This is a genomic window from Pseudomonas sp. TE36184 (assembly GCF_054060055.1).
In genome coordinates, this window is sequence record NZ_JBSSCU010000001.1 from 5,067,732 (window position 1) to 5,083,327 (window position 15,596).

A 15,596-nucleotide genomic window follows, 5' to 3' on the forward strand; every position below is an offset into this window, starting at 1 on the left:
CACACACCAACGGAGAATAACAATGAGAAAAATCCTGTTGATCGGTTGCACCCTGGGGCTTTTGTTCGGCGCGCCGGTTCAGGCGAATGAACCGCCGACAGAGGGCACGTTGAGTAAGATCGCCAGCACCAAGTCCATCACCTTGGGTTATCGCGATGCGTCGGTGCCGTTTTCCTACGTGGGCGACCAGAGCGGCAAGCCCATGGGCTATTCGGTGGACCTGGCCAACAAGATTGTCGAGCGCATCCAACAGAAAACCGGGGTGGCCAACCTTAGCGTGAAGTACAACCTGGTGACTTCCCAGACCCGTATCCCGCTGGTGCAGAACGGCACCGTCGACCTGGAGTGCGGTTCTACCGGGGTGACCGCCGAGCGGCAGAAGCAGGTGGCGTTTTCCTACGGCTTCATCTACGTGAAGGGGCAACTGCTGACGGCGAAAGACAGCGGCATCCAAGGCTTCGCCGACCTCAAGGGCAAGAACGTGGTGACGACCGCCGGCACCACCAACGAACGCTTTCTCAAAAGTTACAGCGCCGAGCACAACGGCAACCTGTCGGTGATCAGCGCCAAGGACCACGGCGAAGCCTTCAAGATGCTCGAGACCGGCCGCGCAGCCGCGTTCTATATGGACGATGCGTTGCTCTACGGCGAGCGCGCCAAGGCCAGGGACCCACATCGCTGGGTGGTGGTGGGCGAGGAGCAGTCGCGGGAGATCTACAGCTGCATGGTGCGCAAGGACGATCCGCAGTTTCTCGCGGTGGTCAACGACACCTTGGGCGATCTGTACCGTACCGGTGAGATCAACGGGATTTACCGGCGCTGGTTTGAACAGCCGATCCCACCGAAGGGCCTGAACCTGGAGTTTCCGATGACCGCCGAGTTGAAGGCGATCTTCGCCACCCCGGTCAGCGACCCGGTGGAATAAACCCGCTCCTCGGGCCGGTCAGAAGTCGCCCCACAGTTGTTGGGCGACGGCCAGCGCGACGACCGGCGCGGTTTCGGTGCGCAACACGCGCGGGCCGAGGCGGGCGGCGTGGAAGCCGGCGTCTTGGGCGGTGTCGACTTCAGGGTCGGTCAAGCCGCCTTCGGGCCCGATCAGGAACGCCAGGCTCGATGGCTTGGCATGGCTGACCATCGGCTCTGCCACCGGGTGCAGCACCAGCTTCAGGTCCGCCTCGGTCTGCTTCAGCCAATCGGCCAGTAGCAGCGGTGGATGAATCACCGGCACCGTCGAGCGCCCGCATTGCTCGCAGGCGCTGATCGCCACCTGGCGCCAGTGCAGCAGGCGTTTGTCGGCGCGTTCGTCCTTGAGGCGAACTTCGCAGCGTTCGCTGAAAATCGGCGTGATGGCGTTGACGCCCAGTTCGGTGGCTTTCTGAATCGCCCAATCCATCCGCTCGCCGCGGGACAGGCCCTGGCCGAGGTGAATGTGCAGCGGCGATTCGGCCTGCCCGGCGAATTGCTCGGTCAGTTGCACGCTGACGTGTTTTTTACCGACCTCCAGCAACGTGCCGCGAAACTCCTGGCCGGAACCGTCGAACAATTGCACGGCATCGCCTTCGCCCATGCGCAGCACGCGGCTGATGTAGTGCGCCTGGGCTTCAGGCAATTCGTGATCGCCGAGGCTCAGCGGGGTGTCGGTGAAAAAGCGGGACAGTCTCATGTCTGTTCTCTGGAAAAAATACAAAGCTTGAAGGGCAAATCAACCTGGATCGCGAAAGCCTGGGTGGAAGTCTTTGGGCACGGCAACGTTCACCTTGCTGTTGGTGGCGATATCGATCCCTTCGCTGGCCACTTCCGCCAAAAAGTCGATCTGCTCCGGCGTAATCACATACGGCGGCAGGAAGTACACCACGCTGCCCAACGGCCGCAGCAGCGCGCCGCGCGTCAGGGCGTGCTCGAACACCTTCAGGCCACGGCGCTCCTGCCAGGGGTAGGCGGTCTTGGTGGCTTTGTCCTGGACCATCTCGATGGCCAGCACCATGCCGGTCTGGCGCACTTCCGACACATGGGGGTGGTCCGCCAGGTGCGCGGTGGCCGTGGCCATGCGCTGGGCCAGGGCCTTGTTGTTTTCGATGACGTTGTCTTCTTCGAAAATATCCAGGGTCGCCAGGGCCGCCGCGCACGCCAGCGGGTTGCCGGTGTAGCTGTGGGAATGCAGGAAGGCGCGCAGGGTCGGGTAGTCGTCGTAGAAGGCGCTGTAGACATCTTCGGTGGTGACCACCGCCGCCAGCGGCAGGTAGCCGCCGGTGAGGGCCTTGGACAGGCACAGGAAGTCCGGGCGGATGCCGGCCTGTTCACAGGCGAACATGCTGCCGGTGCGGCCGAAGCCCACGGCGATTTCGTCGTGGATCAGGTGTACGCCGTAGCGGTCGCAGGCTTCGCGCAGCAGCTTGAGGTATACCGGGTGGTACATACGCATGCCGCCGGCGCCCTGGATCAGCGGTTCGACGATTACGGCGGCGACTGTGTCGTGGTTGTCCGCCAGGGTCTGTTCCATGGCCAGGAACATGTTGCGCGAGTGTTCTTCCCAGCTCATGCCCTCGGGGCGCAGGTAGCAGTCCGGGCTTCGCACCTTGATGGTGTCGAGCAGCAGCGCTTTGTAGGTTTCGGTGAACAGCGGCACGTCGCCCACCGACATCGCGGCGATGGTTTCGCCGTGGTAGCTGTTGGTCAGGGTGACGAAGCGTTTTTTGTTCGGCAGGCCGCGGTTGAGCCAATAGTGAAAGCTCATCTTCAACGCGACTTCGATGCACGACGAACCGTTATCGGCGTAGAAGCACCGGGTCAGGCCTGCGGGCGTCATCGCCACCAGGCGCTCGGACAGTTCGATCACCGGCTGGTGGCTGAAACCGGCGAGGATCACGTGTTCCAGCTGGTCGACCTGGTCTTTGATGCGTTGGTTGATGCGCGGGTTGGCGTGGCCGAACACGTTGACCCACCAGGAGCTGACGGCATCGAGGTAGCGCTTGCCTTCGAAGTCTTCCAGCCACACGCCTTCACCGCGCTTGATCGGGATCAGCGGCAGTTGCTGGTGGTCTTTCATCTGGGTGCAGGGATGCCACAGCACCGCAAGGTCGCGTTGCATCCACTGGTTGTTCAAGCCCATCGTCTATCTCCTCGAAGCGGTCCTGCGCCCGGCGCAGGTGAAACAATCGCGCAAGCCTATGCAATGGAGGCCCGTGTCACAAGCCATTGTGGGGCAATTCGCAGTAAACACAGGACGGTCTGTCACGTTTCTTAGGAATAGTCTTAATCCCTCGTTAACGTATTGTGCCTAGGCTTATGATCATATTTCTCGATATTTCAAAGCAAAAAATTGCGCTTTAATTCGATAGGTAAATCGTTAGTCTTGAGCACAGTTCTTACGGGATTAAGTACATGCAGCTACGTAACTCACCAGCCCGCTACGGCTGGGTCAGCATGGTATTGCACTGGGGCGTGGCCCTGGTGGTGTTTGGTCTGTTCGCCCTGGGCTTGTGGATGGTCGGTCTCGACTACTACAGCGCATGGCGCAAAGACGCGCCGGATCTGCACAAAAGCATAGGCATCACGCTGTTCGCCATCATGCTGGTGCGTATCGTCTGGCGCCTGATCAGCCCGCCGCCACCGGCGCTGGCCAGCTACAGCCGGCTGACGCGGATCGGTGCTGCATTTGGCCATGGGTTCCTTTATGTCGGCTTGTTTGCCGTGATGATCGCCGGTTACCTGATTTCCACTGCGGACGGTGTGGGTATCCCGGTGTTTGGCCTGTTTGAGATACCTGCCTTGGTTTCCGGCTTGCCGGACCAGGCAGACACCGCAGGCGTGGTGCATCTGTACCTCGCCTGGGTGCTGGTGGTTTTCGCCGGCCTGCACGGCGTGGCCGCGTTGAAACACCACTTTATCGATCGTGATGCGACCCTCACGCGAATGCTGGGGCGCAAAGCCTGATGTTCAACCTCGACTCACAAGGAATAGAAAGCATGTTGAAAAAGACACTCGCTGCTCTGGCAATCGGTTCTGCTCTGCTGTCCGCAGGCCAGGTGATGGCCGCTGACTATGTTGTCGACAAAGAAGGCCAGCACGCCTTCGTCGACTTCAAGATCAGCCACTTGGGCTACAGCTTCATCACCGGTACGTTCAAGGACCTGGACGGCAAGTTCAGCTTCGATGCCGCCAAGCCTGAAGACAGCAAGATTGAGTTCAACGTCCGCACCGCCAGCGTGTTCACCAACCACGCTGAACGTGACAAGCACATCTCCAGCAAAGACTTCCTGGACGTTGGCAAGTTTGCCGATGCCAAGTTCGTCTCCACCAGTGTTAAAACCACCGGTAAGAATGCTGCGGGCCAAGTCACTGCCGACGTGACCGGCGACCTGACCCTGCACGGCGTGACCAAGCCGATCGTCGTCAAGGCCACCTTCCTGGGTGAAGGCAAGGATCCATGGGGCGGCTACCGTGCCGGTTTTGAAGGTACCACCAGCTTCAATCGCCAAGACTTCGGCAAGCAGATGGACCTGGGCCCAGCGTCCAACAATGTTGAGCTGTACGTGACGTTTGAAGGTGTGAAAGCGAAGTAACGCTTCACTTGTTGGAGCGAGGTTGCTCGCGAAAAACGTAGAGACACCGCGTTTTTTCAGGCTGCCAGCGTTATCGTTGACGACCTTCGCGAGCAAGCTCGCTCCTACAGGCAAAAAAACCCGTATCTCGCGATACGGGTTTTTTTTTATGCTTCGCGGTTGCGGGTCAGCAGCGCTGGTTTTTCACCACGAGGACGGCCTGGCAACTGATCCAGTTGCTCCGGTGTCGGGAAGCGGTCGGCTTTCGACTCCTTGTGGATGATCTTCGGCGCGGGGCCGCCGCGCGGGTTCTGCACCGCTGGCTCGGACAAGCGTGGCTGGTCGTCACGGGCCGGGCGGCGGTTGTTGCTGCGCGAGTCTTCGCGACGCGCCTGGCCATCACGCGGTGCGCCGTTACGCGGGCCGCTGCGCTTGGCCGGTGGCGTACCGGTGGTGCCGCCGCTGCTGTTGCGCGGGCCATTCTGACGCGCGCCCTGTGGCTGGCCGCCACGCGGTGCGCCAGTGCCAGCGCCCGGAGCCGGAGCGCCTGGACGACGGCCACGGCCCTGGGCCGGTTTGGCCTGGGGCACGTAGTCGACGCGGTTACCGAAGTTATCCACATCGTCGTCGAGGAACTCGTCCGGCGCGCGGTCGGCGCTGGCGCGTGGCGGCTGGCTTGGCTGGCTCGGCTGACGCTGTTCGCGGGCCGGGGTGCCTTCGCGGGGCTTCTGCTCGCGGGCCGGGCGTTCGCCGCGGCCGTTGGTCGGCGCTTTTTCCTTGCCGCCCTTGTCCTTGCCCTTGTCGCGACGACCGCCACCACCACCGCCGCCGTTCGGGCCATCGCCCTTCGGACCGCGTGGGTTGCGTGGGTTACGCACGTCCGGACGCTCGCGCACCTCAGGCTTCTCGGCCTCAACGGTGCTGGCATCGAAGCCCATCAGGTCGCCGTCGGCGATTTTCTGCTTGGTCATGCGCTCGATGCTTTTCAGCAGTTTTTCTTCGTCCGGCGCAACCAGGGAGATGGCTTCGCCCGAACGACCGGCACGGCCGGTACGGCCGATACGGTGTACGTAGTCTTCGTCGACGTTAGGCAGCTCGAAGTTGACCACGTGCGGCAGTTGGTCGATATCCAGGCCGCGTGCGGCGATATCGGTGGCCACCAGGATGCGTACTTCACCGGCCTTGAAGTCGGCCAGCGCTTTGGTGCGCGCGTTCTGGCTCTTGTTGCCGTGGATGGCGACGGCGGTGAGGCCGTGCTTGTCCAGGTACTCGGCCAGGCGGTTGGCGCCGTGCTTGGTGCGGGTGAACACCAGCACCTGTTCCCACGCGCCGTGGGTGATCAGGTGCGCCAGCAACGAACGCTTGTGGCTGGCGGCCAGGCGGAACACGCGTTGTTCGATACGCTCGACCGTGGTGTTCGGCGGCGTGACCTCGATGCGCTCCGGGTTGTGCAGCAACTTGCCGGCCAGGGCGGTGATGTCGTTGGAGAACGTTGCCGAGAACAGCAGGTTCTGACGTTTGGCCGGCAGGCGGGCGAGGACCTTTTTCACGTCATGGACAAAGCCCATGTCGAGCATGCGGTCGGCTTCGTCGAGCACGAGGATTTCCACGTGGGACAAATCGACGCTGCCTTGGCCGCACAGGTCGAGCAGGCGACCCGGGCAGGCGACGAGGACGTCAACGCCACGGGACATGGCCTGAACCTGTGGGTTCATGCCGACGCCGCCGAAGATGCAGGCGCTGACGAACTTCAGGTCGCGGGCATACAGCTTGAAGCTGTCGTGCACTTGGGCGGCGAGTTCGCGGGTAGGGGTCAGGACCAGTACGCGCGGTTGGCGCGGGCCATGACGCTGGGACTTGTCCGGGTGACCATTGGGGAACAACCGCTCCAGAATCGGGAGGGCGAAGCCGCCGGTTTTACCAGTACCTGTCTGAGCCGCAACCATCAGGTCGCGACCTTGCAACACGGCGGGAATAGCCCGCTGTTGCACCGGAGTAGGCTCGGTATAGCCCGCTGCCTCGATGGCGCGGACTAAAGCCTCGGAGAGACCGAGGGAAGCAAAGGACATGAGTAATCCTGTTTTAGTTAGGGCTTGGCCCAAAGGGATAATCTTGCCGGGCGTGAATGGCGCTTAGGGGAGCGCAACCCCGTCCGGTCCTGCTGCGTCTGGCGGACACTCCAATGGCTCGCGCGGGCCGCAAAGCTGCGCAGTAGCTGGGTTGGGTGTCTTTTTCAAGACCTCAGCGGCCGGGCGTAAGCCTGGCGGGAAGGCCCGAGTATAACAGAGCAATCACCGCGCGCTGCTTTCCTGCTGCTCAACGGTGTGTTTGTGCAGTGTAATCGGCGCCGCTGCGCTTTGAATACCACCATATTTGGCGCTCAAGGCGGCGTAGGCCGGCTCTTGCTTGAAGCGCTTGAGTTCGGCGGCAAAGCGCTGCACCAGCAGGTCCATGCCCGCGCCACGGCGCACGGCGAGAAACTGCTGCTGGCGGCGGATCACGGCGGGCGCCTGGCTGACCTGGCCTTCCAGGCCCAAGGCCGCGATCACATGCTGGCCGACCCGGCGGTCAGTCACCAGCAGATCGATGCGGCCAAGCAGCAATTTGCCGAAGTTCGCTTCATGACTCGGCGCCGGCTCGCGTTGGAACACGCTGGACTCACTGAATTCGGCGCCGTACAGGTAACCCGGCGAGGTGCCCACGGTCAGCCCGCGCAACTCGTCAAGGGTCTGGACCGGGTGGGGCCGCTCATTGGCATAGAACAGCACGAACTCCACTTCCGACAGCGGTTCGCTGGGGTACAGCAGCAGGGCATCGCGTTCATGGCTGTGGAAAATGTCCAGCGCGCCGTCGGCGTGGCCTTGTTCGAGCATCGCCAGGCAGCGTTTCCACGGCAGGAATTGCCACTGCACATCGACGCCCAGGCGCTGGAACACGATCACCGTGGTTTCATAGTCCAGCCCGCGCATCGTGCCGTTGTCGTCATACACGTAAGGCGCCCACGGTTCGGTGACGATGCGCAATTTCTCGCCGTGAGCGGCCAGGCTCAGGCAAGTAAAAAGAGTCGCAGTCAACAGCTTCAGAAGGGCGGACATGGCCTGAGGTTACGATGCTCCTGAATGAAAGAGAAGCTCTGGCACGCGCATCTGCAAGGATCGTTATTTGACGGGCGAGGTTATCAAGTGTTCGTAGATCGCGCTGCGCCGCTCGCCCAGAATCAGCCTGACCACCGGGTTGGCGAACCAGTGCTCCAGTTGGTGGGCGTCGAGCGGACGTTGCTGGCGCTCTTCCTGATTCTGCCGCGCCTTGTCCCACCACACCGGGCCACACGCCTGGTCGAACTCGTTCTCGTGCTCGTAGCAACCGTAGAGAACTTCGCGGATGAACTGCTGCTGGTGCTTGGGCAAGAGCAGGGTGATCAGTTTGTACATCAGGCGCTGCAAGCGCGGCGGGCGCGGCAGGTGCGAGGAAACCTGACGCGTGTCGGCCAGGGCCTGCGCGCTGGTGGGGGCGGCCGCATGCTTGGCGATCCACGCCTTGACCTTGGCGCGGAACAGCTGCTTGCGGCTCCAGTAATGGTGGATCAGGTCCGGGCACTCGCGCACATTCACGGTGCGGTAGGCGGCGATCGACAGGCAGAACTCTTCCAGGGTGTAGGCGCCCTGGGCGTGGGGGAACAGTTCGTCCATCAACTCGATGGAGCGATCGAGGATGTGCGCGTCCTGTTGCGTCAGGCCGATGACGCCGGAGTTGAGGGTCATCATGTCATCGTCGGCCACGCCCATGTCCAGCAGGCGCTGGTGCAGGGCGCTATAGAGGATGCTTTCGTGATTGTCGCCGTACTTGGTGTAGAAGGCGTTGCACAGCAGAGTGCCGGGTTGCACGCGCTCGAACAGGGCTGTGGGCGAATGGTGGAAGAAGGTGTCGGTGTCGATCAGCAGGGCTGTCGACGACTCTTCCAGCACCTGGCGCAGCACCACGTGTTTGGTGCGGAAGTGATAGCCATGGGGCTCGCTCCAGCGTTTGCGGGTGGCGTCGTCCAGCGGGCGCACGCGTACCGGCAGCAGGCGATAGGGTTCGGGGTTGTCGCTGAATACCTGGATGTCCACGACGGCGTCCGGGGTGTCCTGCAGAAAAGCCAAGGCGCTGGCGATACTGAAGACGGCTTCCTGATGGTAGGTCTGGGCACCGAAAACCAGATACACCAGTTGCGGGCGGGAAGTCGTGGGGACTGTATTCATGGACTGCTGGGTTCCGTGGGCATGTAAAACGACAAAGGCCCTCGTAGAAACGAGGGCCTTGGCACAGCCGGGCAAACTTCAGCGTGGCAGCTTGAGGTTGTTCCAGATGGCAAGGCTAGGTTCAGCCTGGTTCAGGGTATAGAAATGCAGCCCTGGCGCACCACCTTGCAACAATTGTTCACACATCTCACTGATTACCTGTTCGCCGAATGCCTGGATGCTTTTGACGTCGTCGCCATAGGCTTCCAGTTGCTTACGCACCCAGCGTGGGATCTCAGCACCGCAGGCGTCGGAGAAGCGCGCCAGCTTGCTGTAGTTGGTGATCGGCATGATGCCCGGCACGATTGGGATGTTCACACCCATGGCCCGTACACGCTCGACGAAGTAGAAGTAGCTGTCGGCGTTGAAGAAGTACTGGGTGATCGAACTGTCGGCGCCGGCGTTGGCCTTGCGCACGAAATTCTGCAGATCGTCTTCGAAGTTGCGCGCCTGTGGATGCATCTCCGGGTAAGCGGCCACTTCGATGTGGAAGTGATCGCCGCTTTCTTCGCGGATGAAGCTCACCAGGTCGTTGGCGTAGCGCAGCTCACCGCTGGCCATGCCCATGCCGGATGGCAGGTCACCGCGCAGGGCGACGATGCGCTTGATGCCGGCGCCTTTGTATTGGGTCAGCAGGGCGCGCAGGTCGGCCTTGCTGTCGCCCACGCACGACAAGTGCGGCGCGGCGGGAATTTTGACTTCGCTTTCCAGCTGCAACACGGTGTTGATCGTGCGGTCACGGGTCGAGCCGCCAGCGCCGTAGGTGCAGGAGAAGAAGTCGGGGTGGTAGCTGGCCAACTGCTTGGCAGTCGCCATCAGTTTTTCATGCCCAGCATCGGTCTTGGTCGGAAAGAACTCGAAGCTGTAGCGACGGTCTTGGGACATGGTAATACCCTTGGAAACTCAGAAGCCGACTGTGCAACCCACCTGCACTGTAGGAGCGAGCTTGCTCGCGAAGAACGTCAACGATAACGCGTCAAACAGGCTGTACGCGGTGCCGTTGGGTTTTTCGCGAGCAAGCTCGCTCCTACAGGTTAGAGCAGGTGGAGCTGGTTACTTAGTAGCGGTAAGCGTGCGGCTTGAACGGACCTTCGACGGTCACGCCGATGTAGTCGGCCTGGGTCTTGGTCAGTTGAGTCACCACGCCGCCGAAGCCGCGGACCATTTCCAGGGCCACTTCTTCGTCGAGTTTCTTCGGCAGCACTTCCACGGTCAGACGCTCGGCTTTCTGGGCCGGCGACAGGTCGGCGTACTTCTGGCCGAACAGGAAGATCTGCGCCAGTACCTGGTTGGCGAACGAGCCGTCCATGATGCGGCTTGGGTGGCCAGTGGCGTTACCCAGGTTTACCAGGCGGCCTTCGGCCAGCAGGATCAGGTAGTCGTCGTTCTGCGGGTCGAAATCGCCCGAGCCGGTACGGTGAACCTTGTGTACCTGTGGCTTCACTTCTTCCCATGCCCAGTTCTTGCGCATGAAAGCGGTGTCGATTTCATTGTCGAAGTGACCGATGTTGCACACCACGGCGCGCTTCTTCAGGGCCTTGAGCATGTTGGCATCGCAGACATTCACGTTACCGGTGGTGGTGACGATCAGGTCGATCTTGCCCAGCAGGGCCTTGTCGATGCTCGCTTCGCTGCCATCGTTGATGCCATCGATGAACGGCGAAACCACTTCGAAACCGTCCATGCATGCTTGCATGGCGCAGATCGGGTCGACTTCGGAGACCTTGACGATCATGCCTTCCTGGCGCAGGGACTGGGACGAACCCTTGCCCACGTCACCGTAGCCGATCACCAGGGCTTGCTTGCCCGACAGCAGGTGGTCGGTGCCGCGCTTGATCGCATCGTTCAGGCTGTGACGGCAGCCGTACTTGTTGTCGTTCTTGCTCTTGGTCACCGAGTCGTTGACGTTGATGGCCGGGATTTTCAGCTCGCCCTTGGCCAGCATGTCCAGCAGGCGGTGTACGCCGGTGGTGGTTTCTTCGGTCACGCCGTGGACGCGGTCGAGGATCTGCGGGTACTTCTTGTGCAGCAGCTCGGTCAGGTCGCCGCCGTCGTCGAGGACCATGTTGGCATCCCAAGGCGCGCCATCTTTCAGGATGGTTTGCTCCAGGCACCATTCGTACTCTGCTTCGGTCTCGCCTTTCCAGGCGAATACCGGGATACCGGCAGCAGCGATGGCGGCGGCGGCCTGGTCTTGTGTCGAGAAGATGTTGCAGGACGACCAACGCACTTCGGCACCCAGGGCAACCAGGGTTTCGATCAGCACGGCAGTCTGGATGGTCATGTGGATGCAGCCGAGAATCTTCGCGCCCTTGAGCGGTTGCTCGGCGGCGTACTTGCGACGCAGGCCCATCAGGGCAGGCATTTCGGATTCGGCGATAAAGGTTTCGCGACGGCCCCAGGCAGCGAGGGACATGTCGGCGACTTTGTAGTCGTTGAAATCTGCAGGCGTAATTACAGCGCTCATGAAGAGCCTCCATTCGTAGTGTGCGAATGGGCGCCGTTGTGCGTTTAGTATCAGGCCAGGACAACCAGGCCGGACAACGCCCCATCCGAGCCTGACAGGTCTAACCTGCTGCAGCGCCCCTCGGACAGGTGGCGGGAGAACGGTATCAACTGAAGATGACCGTTTTGAAGCGGGTGCGATTATAGCTGTGTATGCGGCACTTCCCAAGCCTTTCTGTCGGCGATATGAAGATCCCGCATGGGGGCGATAGGCAATGGCGCATAGAGCTTGCGCCCAGGCTCTGCCATGATATTGCCCATCATTCGGCAAGACGCTTTGGAGTGACCATGAACTTCCACACCCGCAAATGGGTAAAACCTGAAGACCTCAACCCCAACGGCACCCTGTTCGGTGGCAGCCTGCTGCGTTGGATCGACGAGGAAGCAGCCATCTACGCGATTGTCCAATTGGGCAACCAGCGCGTGGTGACCAAGTACATTTCCGAAATCAACTTCGTCAGCGCCTCGCGCCAGGGCGACATCATCGAGCTGGGCATCACCGCCACCGATTTCGGCCGCACCTCCATCACCCTGACCTGTGAAGTGCGCAACAAGATCACCCGCAAAAGCATCCTCACCGTGGAAAAAATGGTCTTCGTCAACCTCGGCGAAGACGGTTTGCCCGCGCCTCACGGCCGGACCGAGATCAAATACGTGAAAGACCAGTTCAAGGAAGACAGCCCTCCTGCGTAACCGCACAGCGGTTTGATTGCTTTACCAAATCATTCCGCGTGGATCTTTCCCAGGCTTTCTCACGACTCAGGACTACGTTCTGTATCGAGAGCCTATGTATGAAAGTGTCGTCCAATCCGGCTGAGCAGATGCAGCCGCTTTCGCTCCAGTCATCGCAAGCCCCCCTCAGCCAAGACGTGAAAACCACGTTGGTTGAGGCCGCGGGACCGCGCAAACTGAGTCTTTCCCGCAATATTGACGGCCAGGTGGAGGTGGTGTTGTCGCCGCCACCGCCCAGCCATCTGGTGCTCAGCGGCGGAGGTGCCAAAGGCATTGCCTATCCGGGAATGGTGCAGGCGCTGGAGGACAGTGGGAAGCTACAAGGTATCCAGGTTATTTCCGGCTCATCCGCCGGCGCGATTTCTGCCTCGTTGCTCGCCAGCGGCATGAACGCCGAGGTCTTCGGCAAGCTATCGAACCGCATCGACCTGCCGAGCCTGTTGAACAGCGACGACCCGTTGACGGCCTGGCTACAAGAGGCCAGTGCTCGCCTGGGCAAACTCACCCGGCGCTTGCCAGGCCCGGCGGGCAATATCTCTCAATTGTTGCTGACCATGATGCCGCGCCTGCAAACCGAGGCGCGTCCCTTGGAACAATTGCTGCGCAATGAGTCGCGCCAATCGGTCCTTGCCCATATCGCCGCTACGCCAAGGGCCACCCGGCCTGGTGAAGTCATGAAAATCGCCGACCGGCTCAGCGCCGGCGAGGCTCCGACGTTTCGCGATCTTGAGGTGTTGAACCGACATATCCCGGCGATCAAACCGCTCAATATCACCGGCACTGGGATGTTCGACGGCCGCCCGCAACTGGTGACGTTCAACGCCAGCCTGACCCCGGACATGGACATCGCCCGCGCCGCACACATTTCGGCGTCGTTGCCGGTGCTTTTCAAGCGCCCTGCCGAGCAGGGGCATGCCTTCCAGGAAACCGCCGAAGCCACTGCATTCCAGGACGGTGGCCTGCTGCTCAACACGCCGGCCCCCGGGGTGATCGAGCCCTCGTTTGCAGAAAGCCCGTTGAGCCAGCACGAGTCTCTGATCGTCAAGTTTGAAGCCGAAGACGCAGCGACGCCGAAAAAAAGCGGCGGTTTTTTCAGCAGCCTCGTCGACAAGCTGACCGGAACGCCCCATGCGTCCGCCGAGGCCTATCAAAATGAGCGGCTCAAGGCGTTTGCCGAGCAGACCGTGGTCCTGCCGCTGAAGACGGATAAGGGGGACTTTCGCGGCACGCTCAACGGCACCGTGAATTTCACCATGAGCGCGCAAGACAAGCAGCATCTGCAGGCACAGGCGCGCAAAACCGTGGCGGCGCACTTGGAACAACGCGACACGGTGCGCGAGCATCACACGTTCGCCTCGTTGGATGACGCGGTGCTGGCAATGGACGATGCGATGCTGGCCAGTGCGCAAGCAACCTTGCAGAAAGACCCGGCCGCCGCCGCGGTGTTGATGTTCAGACAGAACGCACAACAAGCGCTGCAAACCCTGGACAGTGCCATTGCCAAGGTGAACCAGGCCCACGACACCCTGATCTTCACACCTGAGCTGTCTGCCGCGCTGCGTAACCTGGATGTGCTCGCCAGCCGGCCTGAGCACGTCGAGTGGCTGGGGCGTCGATTGAATGCTGCGGGGCAGCGCAATTTTCAGCAGTTGTTGCAGGTGGCGGCCAAGCAGGCTTCGGGCGCCTCGCCGATGTCCAGCGTCATGGCCAGTGCGGTCGCCGAAATGAAACGGCGCGACATCGCGGTAAAGGCCGAAAATTTCACCCGCGAGGTCATCTACCCATCGCTGTACCGGCCGGGCCAGACCGACGCCAATGTCGACTTGCTGCAACGCGCTGCGGCGGATTTGGCCAAGGCGACCACCCCCGCGGCGTTCAACCGGGTGCTCGACGAGATCATTCGGCACTACGGCGCACGCAACAAGCCCTGGTCAAAACCGTTCAGCTCGACCACGGTGGAGATGGCCAAGGCCTGGCGCATACCGGTTTAGTTGCCAGGCCACTGAACAGCCATCGCTCCAGCCTGTCGTAGCTACAGGTACCCCTTGGACTCTGGAGCATCATGGCCACGCACGACGACGGCAAGACCCCCAACCTGTCGAAGGAAGAGCAGCACGACGTCGACAAGAACCAGCCACCCCGCGCGGCGGTGCTGCATGAAATCATCCGCACCCAGGGCGACCAGGAACTGGAGCGCACGGTGGCGGCATTGTGGTGGTCGGCGCTGGCGGCCGGCCTGACCATGGGCCTGTCACTGATGGGCATGGGCCTGCTCAACTCGCGCCTGCCGGACGGTGAAGGGTTCAAAGTCATTGCCAGTTTCGGTTACTGCGCGGGCTTTTTGGCGGTGATTCTCGCGCGTCAGCAGTTGTTCACCGAAAACACCCTGACCGCAGTGCTGCCGGTGATGAGCAAACCGACCCTGGCCAATGCCGGGCGCTTGCTGCGGCTGTGGACGGTGGTGCTGGTGGGTAACCTGTGCGGCACCTTGCTGGTGGCTTATGTGATGCTGCACCTTCCGATCTTCGATACCAGGACCGACCAGGCCTTCCTTGAGATCGGACGCAAAGTCATGGAAAACGCCCCCGGCCAGATGTTTGCCAAGGGCATCGTTTCCGGCTGGATGATCGCCACCATGGTGTGGATGATTCCGTCGATGGAAAGCGCCAAGCTCTGGATCATCATCCTGATCACCTACTTGATGGCGCTGGGGGATTTCACCCACATCGTGGTCGGCTCGGCGGAAGTGTCTTACCTGGTATTTGCCGGTGAACTGCCGTGGAAGGATTTCTGGCTGATATTCGCCGGGCCGACCCTGGCCGGCAATATCATTGGCGGCAGCTGTATCTTTGCGCTGATCAGTCATGCGCAGATCCGCAGCGAAAGCAGCTTGCCGGGTAAGGTTGCAGCGGACCCGAGGCATCCGCAGCGGATCAATAAGGATCAGTGAGCGGCAGAATCAACGCGCTGCCGACACGGAACCCATGGCGGTTGGGGGTGTGCGTTTTGATGAGCTACGCTTGGGTGCTTTGGGCCATGCGGTTGGACGCAGAGCCTGTGGCTGGATGCGGGTCGGCATGTTCGTGATAAAGCGTTGATCGCCTTGATAAAACCAAAAAAGGAATGAGTGATGACTGTCGCTTTCTGGTGTGTATTGATCGCAATCTTTCTGCCGTACCTGTGTACCGGTGTGGCCAAATTCAGTGGCGGCAAGTTCGGGCCACGGCAGAACCATGACCCGCGTGCCTTCCTCGATACCCTGGAAGGCTTCGCCAAACGTGCCCATAACGCGCAACTCAACAGCTTTGAAGTGACCCCGGCGTTTGCTGCCGCAGTGATCATCGCGCACCTGGCCGGCACCGCCGAACTGGTCACGATCAATGTCCTCGCGGTGCTGTTTATCACCAGCCGCCTGCTGTACATCATCTGCTACCTGGCGGATTGGGCCATCCTGCGCTCGCTGGTGTGGGCGGTGGGCATGGCGCTGATTGCGAGTTTCTTCTTCGTCTCGATCTAACGCTTGCCGCAGTGTGGGGGC

At 61.3% G+C, this 15,596-nt stretch carries 14 protein-coding genes and 1 riboswitch; of the genes, 7 read left to right on the forward strand and 7 right to left on the reverse strand.

Features of this window, described 5'->3' with window-relative positions:
• Positions 1 to 22 precede the first annotated feature (22 nt).
• Positions 23 to 925, forward strand: coding sequence for a transporter substrate-binding domain-containing protein (locus tag ACVWZP_RS22800; RefSeq protein WP_457370174.1), 903 nt, complete (start codon positions 23 to 25; stop codon positions 923 to 925).
• A gap of 18 nt (positions 926 to 943) precedes the next feature.
• On the opposite strand, the gene ACVWZP_RS22805 is transcribed toward ACVWZP_RS22800, so the two are convergent.
• Together ACVWZP_RS22805 and ACVWZP_RS22810 are read right to left on the reverse strand one after the other, a co-directional pair.
• Positions 944 to 1,663 (reverse strand): 16S rRNA (uracil(1498)-N(3))-methyltransferase, encoded by a 720-nt coding sequence (locus ACVWZP_RS22805; protein ID WP_017844975.1) that lies wholly within the window; start codon positions 1,661 to 1,663, stop codon positions 944 to 946.
• A gap of 39 nt (positions 1,664 to 1,702) precedes the next feature.
• Positions 1,703 to 3,109 (reverse strand): adenosylmethionine--8-amino-7-oxononanoate transaminase, encoded by a 1,407-nt coding sequence (locus tag ACVWZP_RS22810; RefSeq protein WP_457370175.1) that lies wholly within the window; start codon positions 3,107 to 3,109, stop codon positions 1,703 to 1,705.
• Between the two features lie 272 nt (positions 3,110 to 3,381).
• Here ACVWZP_RS22810 and ACVWZP_RS22815 point away from each other — a divergent pair, with 272 nt between their 5' ends.
• Together ACVWZP_RS22815 and ACVWZP_RS22820 are read left to right on the forward strand one after the other, a co-directional pair.
• Positions 3,382 to 3,933 carry a cytochrome b gene (locus ACVWZP_RS22815; RefSeq protein ID WP_017844973.1) on the forward strand — a complete coding sequence of 184 codons (552 nt, stop codon included), beginning with the start codon at positions 3,382 to 3,384 and terminating at the stop codon, positions 3,931 to 3,933.
• 32 nt (positions 3,934 to 3,965) lie between these two features.
• Positions 3,966 to 4,562 carry a YceI family protein gene (locus ACVWZP_RS22820; RefSeq protein ID WP_017844972.1) on the forward strand — a complete coding sequence of 199 codons (597 nt, stop codon included), beginning with the start codon at positions 3,966 to 3,968 and terminating at the stop codon, positions 4,560 to 4,562.
• 146 nt (positions 4,563 to 4,708) lie between these two features.
• Here the strand turns inward: ACVWZP_RS22820 and ACVWZP_RS22825 are convergent, their stop codons facing one another.
• From ACVWZP_RS22825 to ahcY, 5 genes are all read right to left on the reverse strand, one after another.
• A complete protein-coding gene (locus ACVWZP_RS22825; RefSeq protein ID WP_046381778.1) occupies positions 4,709 to 6,610 on the reverse strand; it encodes a DEAD/DEAH box helicase in 1,902 nt (633 codons plus the stop codon).
• Between the two features lie 222 nt (positions 6,611 to 6,832).
• Positions 6,833 to 7,636, reverse strand: coding sequence for a substrate-binding periplasmic protein (locus ACVWZP_RS22830; RefSeq protein ID WP_079444859.1), 804 nt, complete (start codon positions 7,634 to 7,636; stop codon positions 6,833 to 6,835).
• A 63-nt stretch (positions 7,637 to 7,699) separates the two neighbouring features.
• Positions 7,700 to 8,782 carry a hypothetical protein gene (locus tag ACVWZP_RS22835; RefSeq protein WP_457370176.1) on the reverse strand — a complete coding sequence of 361 codons (1,083 nt, stop codon included), beginning with the start codon at positions 8,780 to 8,782 and terminating at the stop codon, positions 7,700 to 7,702.
• 78 nt (positions 8,783 to 8,860) lie between these two features.
• Positions 8,861 to 9,706, reverse strand: coding sequence for a methylenetetrahydrofolate reductase [NAD(P)H] (gene metF / locus ACVWZP_RS22840; RefSeq protein ID WP_457370177.1), 846 nt, complete (start codon positions 9,704 to 9,706; stop codon positions 8,861 to 8,863).
• Positions 9,707 to 9,878: 172 nt separating this feature from the next.
• On the reverse strand, positions 9,879 to 11,288 hold the full coding sequence (gene ahcY, locus ACVWZP_RS22845) for an adenosylhomocysteinase (RefSeq protein ID WP_017844968.1): 1,410 nt from the start codon (positions 11,286 to 11,288) through the stop codon (positions 9,879 to 9,881).
• A 21-nt stretch (positions 11,289 to 11,309) separates the two neighbouring features.
• Positions 11,310 to 11,416: riboswitch (S-adenosyl-L-homocysteine riboswitch) on the reverse strand.
• Positions 11,417 to 11,614: 198 nt separating this feature from the next.
• On the opposite strand from ahcY, the gene ACVWZP_RS22850 reads away from it, so the two are divergent.
• From ACVWZP_RS22850 to ACVWZP_RS22865, 4 genes are all read left to right on the forward strand, one after another.
• A complete protein-coding gene (locus ACVWZP_RS22850) occupies positions 11,615 to 12,019 on the forward strand; it encodes an acyl-CoA thioesterase (protein WP_017844967.1) in 405 nt (134 codons plus the stop codon).
• A gap of 98 nt (positions 12,020 to 12,117) precedes the next feature.
• The gene (locus ACVWZP_RS22855; protein WP_457370178.1) at positions 12,118 to 14,049 is read left to right on the forward strand and encodes a patatin-like phospholipase family protein; all 1,932 of its coding nucleotides are present in this window, start codon (positions 12,118 to 12,120) and stop codon (positions 14,047 to 14,049) included.
• Positions 14,050 to 14,120: 71 nt separating this feature from the next.
• Positions 14,121 to 15,008 carry a formate/nitrite transporter family protein gene (locus ACVWZP_RS22860; protein ID WP_057003940.1) on the forward strand — a complete coding sequence of 296 codons (888 nt, stop codon included), beginning with the start codon at positions 14,121 to 14,123 and terminating at the stop codon, positions 15,006 to 15,008.
• 180 nt (positions 15,009 to 15,188) lie between these two features.
• Complete coding sequence (locus ACVWZP_RS22865; RefSeq protein WP_046381781.1) at positions 15,189 to 15,575, forward strand: MAPEG family protein; 387 nt, start codon at positions 15,189 to 15,191, stop codon at positions 15,573 to 15,575.
• Positions 15,576 to 15,596 lie beyond the last annotated feature (21 nt).

Bases quoted from the DNA above. Each gene is read 5' to 3' on its own strand.
- ACVWZP_RS22860 (WP_057003940.1), top strand. From the start codon at position 14,121: ATGGCCACGCACGACGACGGCAAGACCCCCAACCTGTCGAAGGAAGAG.
- ACVWZP_RS22830 (WP_079444859.1), bottom strand. From the start codon at position 7,636: ATGTCCGCCCTTCTGAAGCTGTTGACTGCGACTCTTTTTACTTGCCTG.
- ACVWZP_RS22865 (WP_046381781.1), top strand. From the start codon at position 15,189: ATGACTGTCGCTTTCTGGTGTGTATTGATCGCAATCTTTCTGCCGTAC.
- ACVWZP_RS22800 (WP_457370174.1), top strand. From the start codon at position 23: ATGAGAAAAATCCTGTTGATCGGTTGCACCCTGGGGCTTTTGTTCGGC.
- ACVWZP_RS22810 (WP_457370175.1), bottom strand. From the start codon at position 3,109: ATGGGCTTGAACAACCAGTGGATGCAACGCGACCTTGCGGTGCTGTGG.
- ACVWZP_RS22815 (WP_017844973.1), top strand. From the start codon at position 3,382: ATGCAGCTACGTAACTCACCAGCCCGCTACGGCTGGGTCAGCATGGTA.
- metF (WP_457370177.1), bottom strand. From the start codon at position 9,706: ATGTCCCAAGACCGTCGCTACAGCTTCGAGTTCTTTCCGACCAAGACC.
- ahcY (WP_017844968.1), bottom strand. From the start codon at position 11,288: ATGAGCGCTGTAATTACGCCTGCAGATTTCAACGACTACAAAGTCGCC.
- ACVWZP_RS22825 (WP_046381778.1), bottom strand. From the start codon at position 6,610: ATGTCCTTTGCTTCCCTCGGTCTCTCCGAGGCTTTAGTCCGCGCCATC.
- ACVWZP_RS22835 (WP_457370176.1), bottom strand. From the start codon at position 8,782: ATGAATACAGTCCCCACGACTTCCCGCCCGCAACTGGTGTATCTGGTT.
- ACVWZP_RS22855 (WP_457370178.1), top strand. From the start codon at position 12,118: ATGAAAGTGTCGTCCAATCCGGCTGAGCAGATGCAGCCGCTTTCGCTC.
- ACVWZP_RS22805 (WP_017844975.1), bottom strand. From the start codon at position 1,663: ATGAGACTGTCCCGCTTTTTCACCGACACCCCGCTGAGCCTCGGCGAT.
- ACVWZP_RS22850 (WP_017844967.1), top strand. From the start codon at position 11,615: ATGAACTTCCACACCCGCAAATGGGTAAAACCTGAAGACCTCAACCCC.
- ACVWZP_RS22820 (WP_017844972.1), top strand. From the start codon at position 3,966: ATGTTGAAAAAGACACTCGCTGCTCTGGCAATCGGTTCTGCTCTGCTG.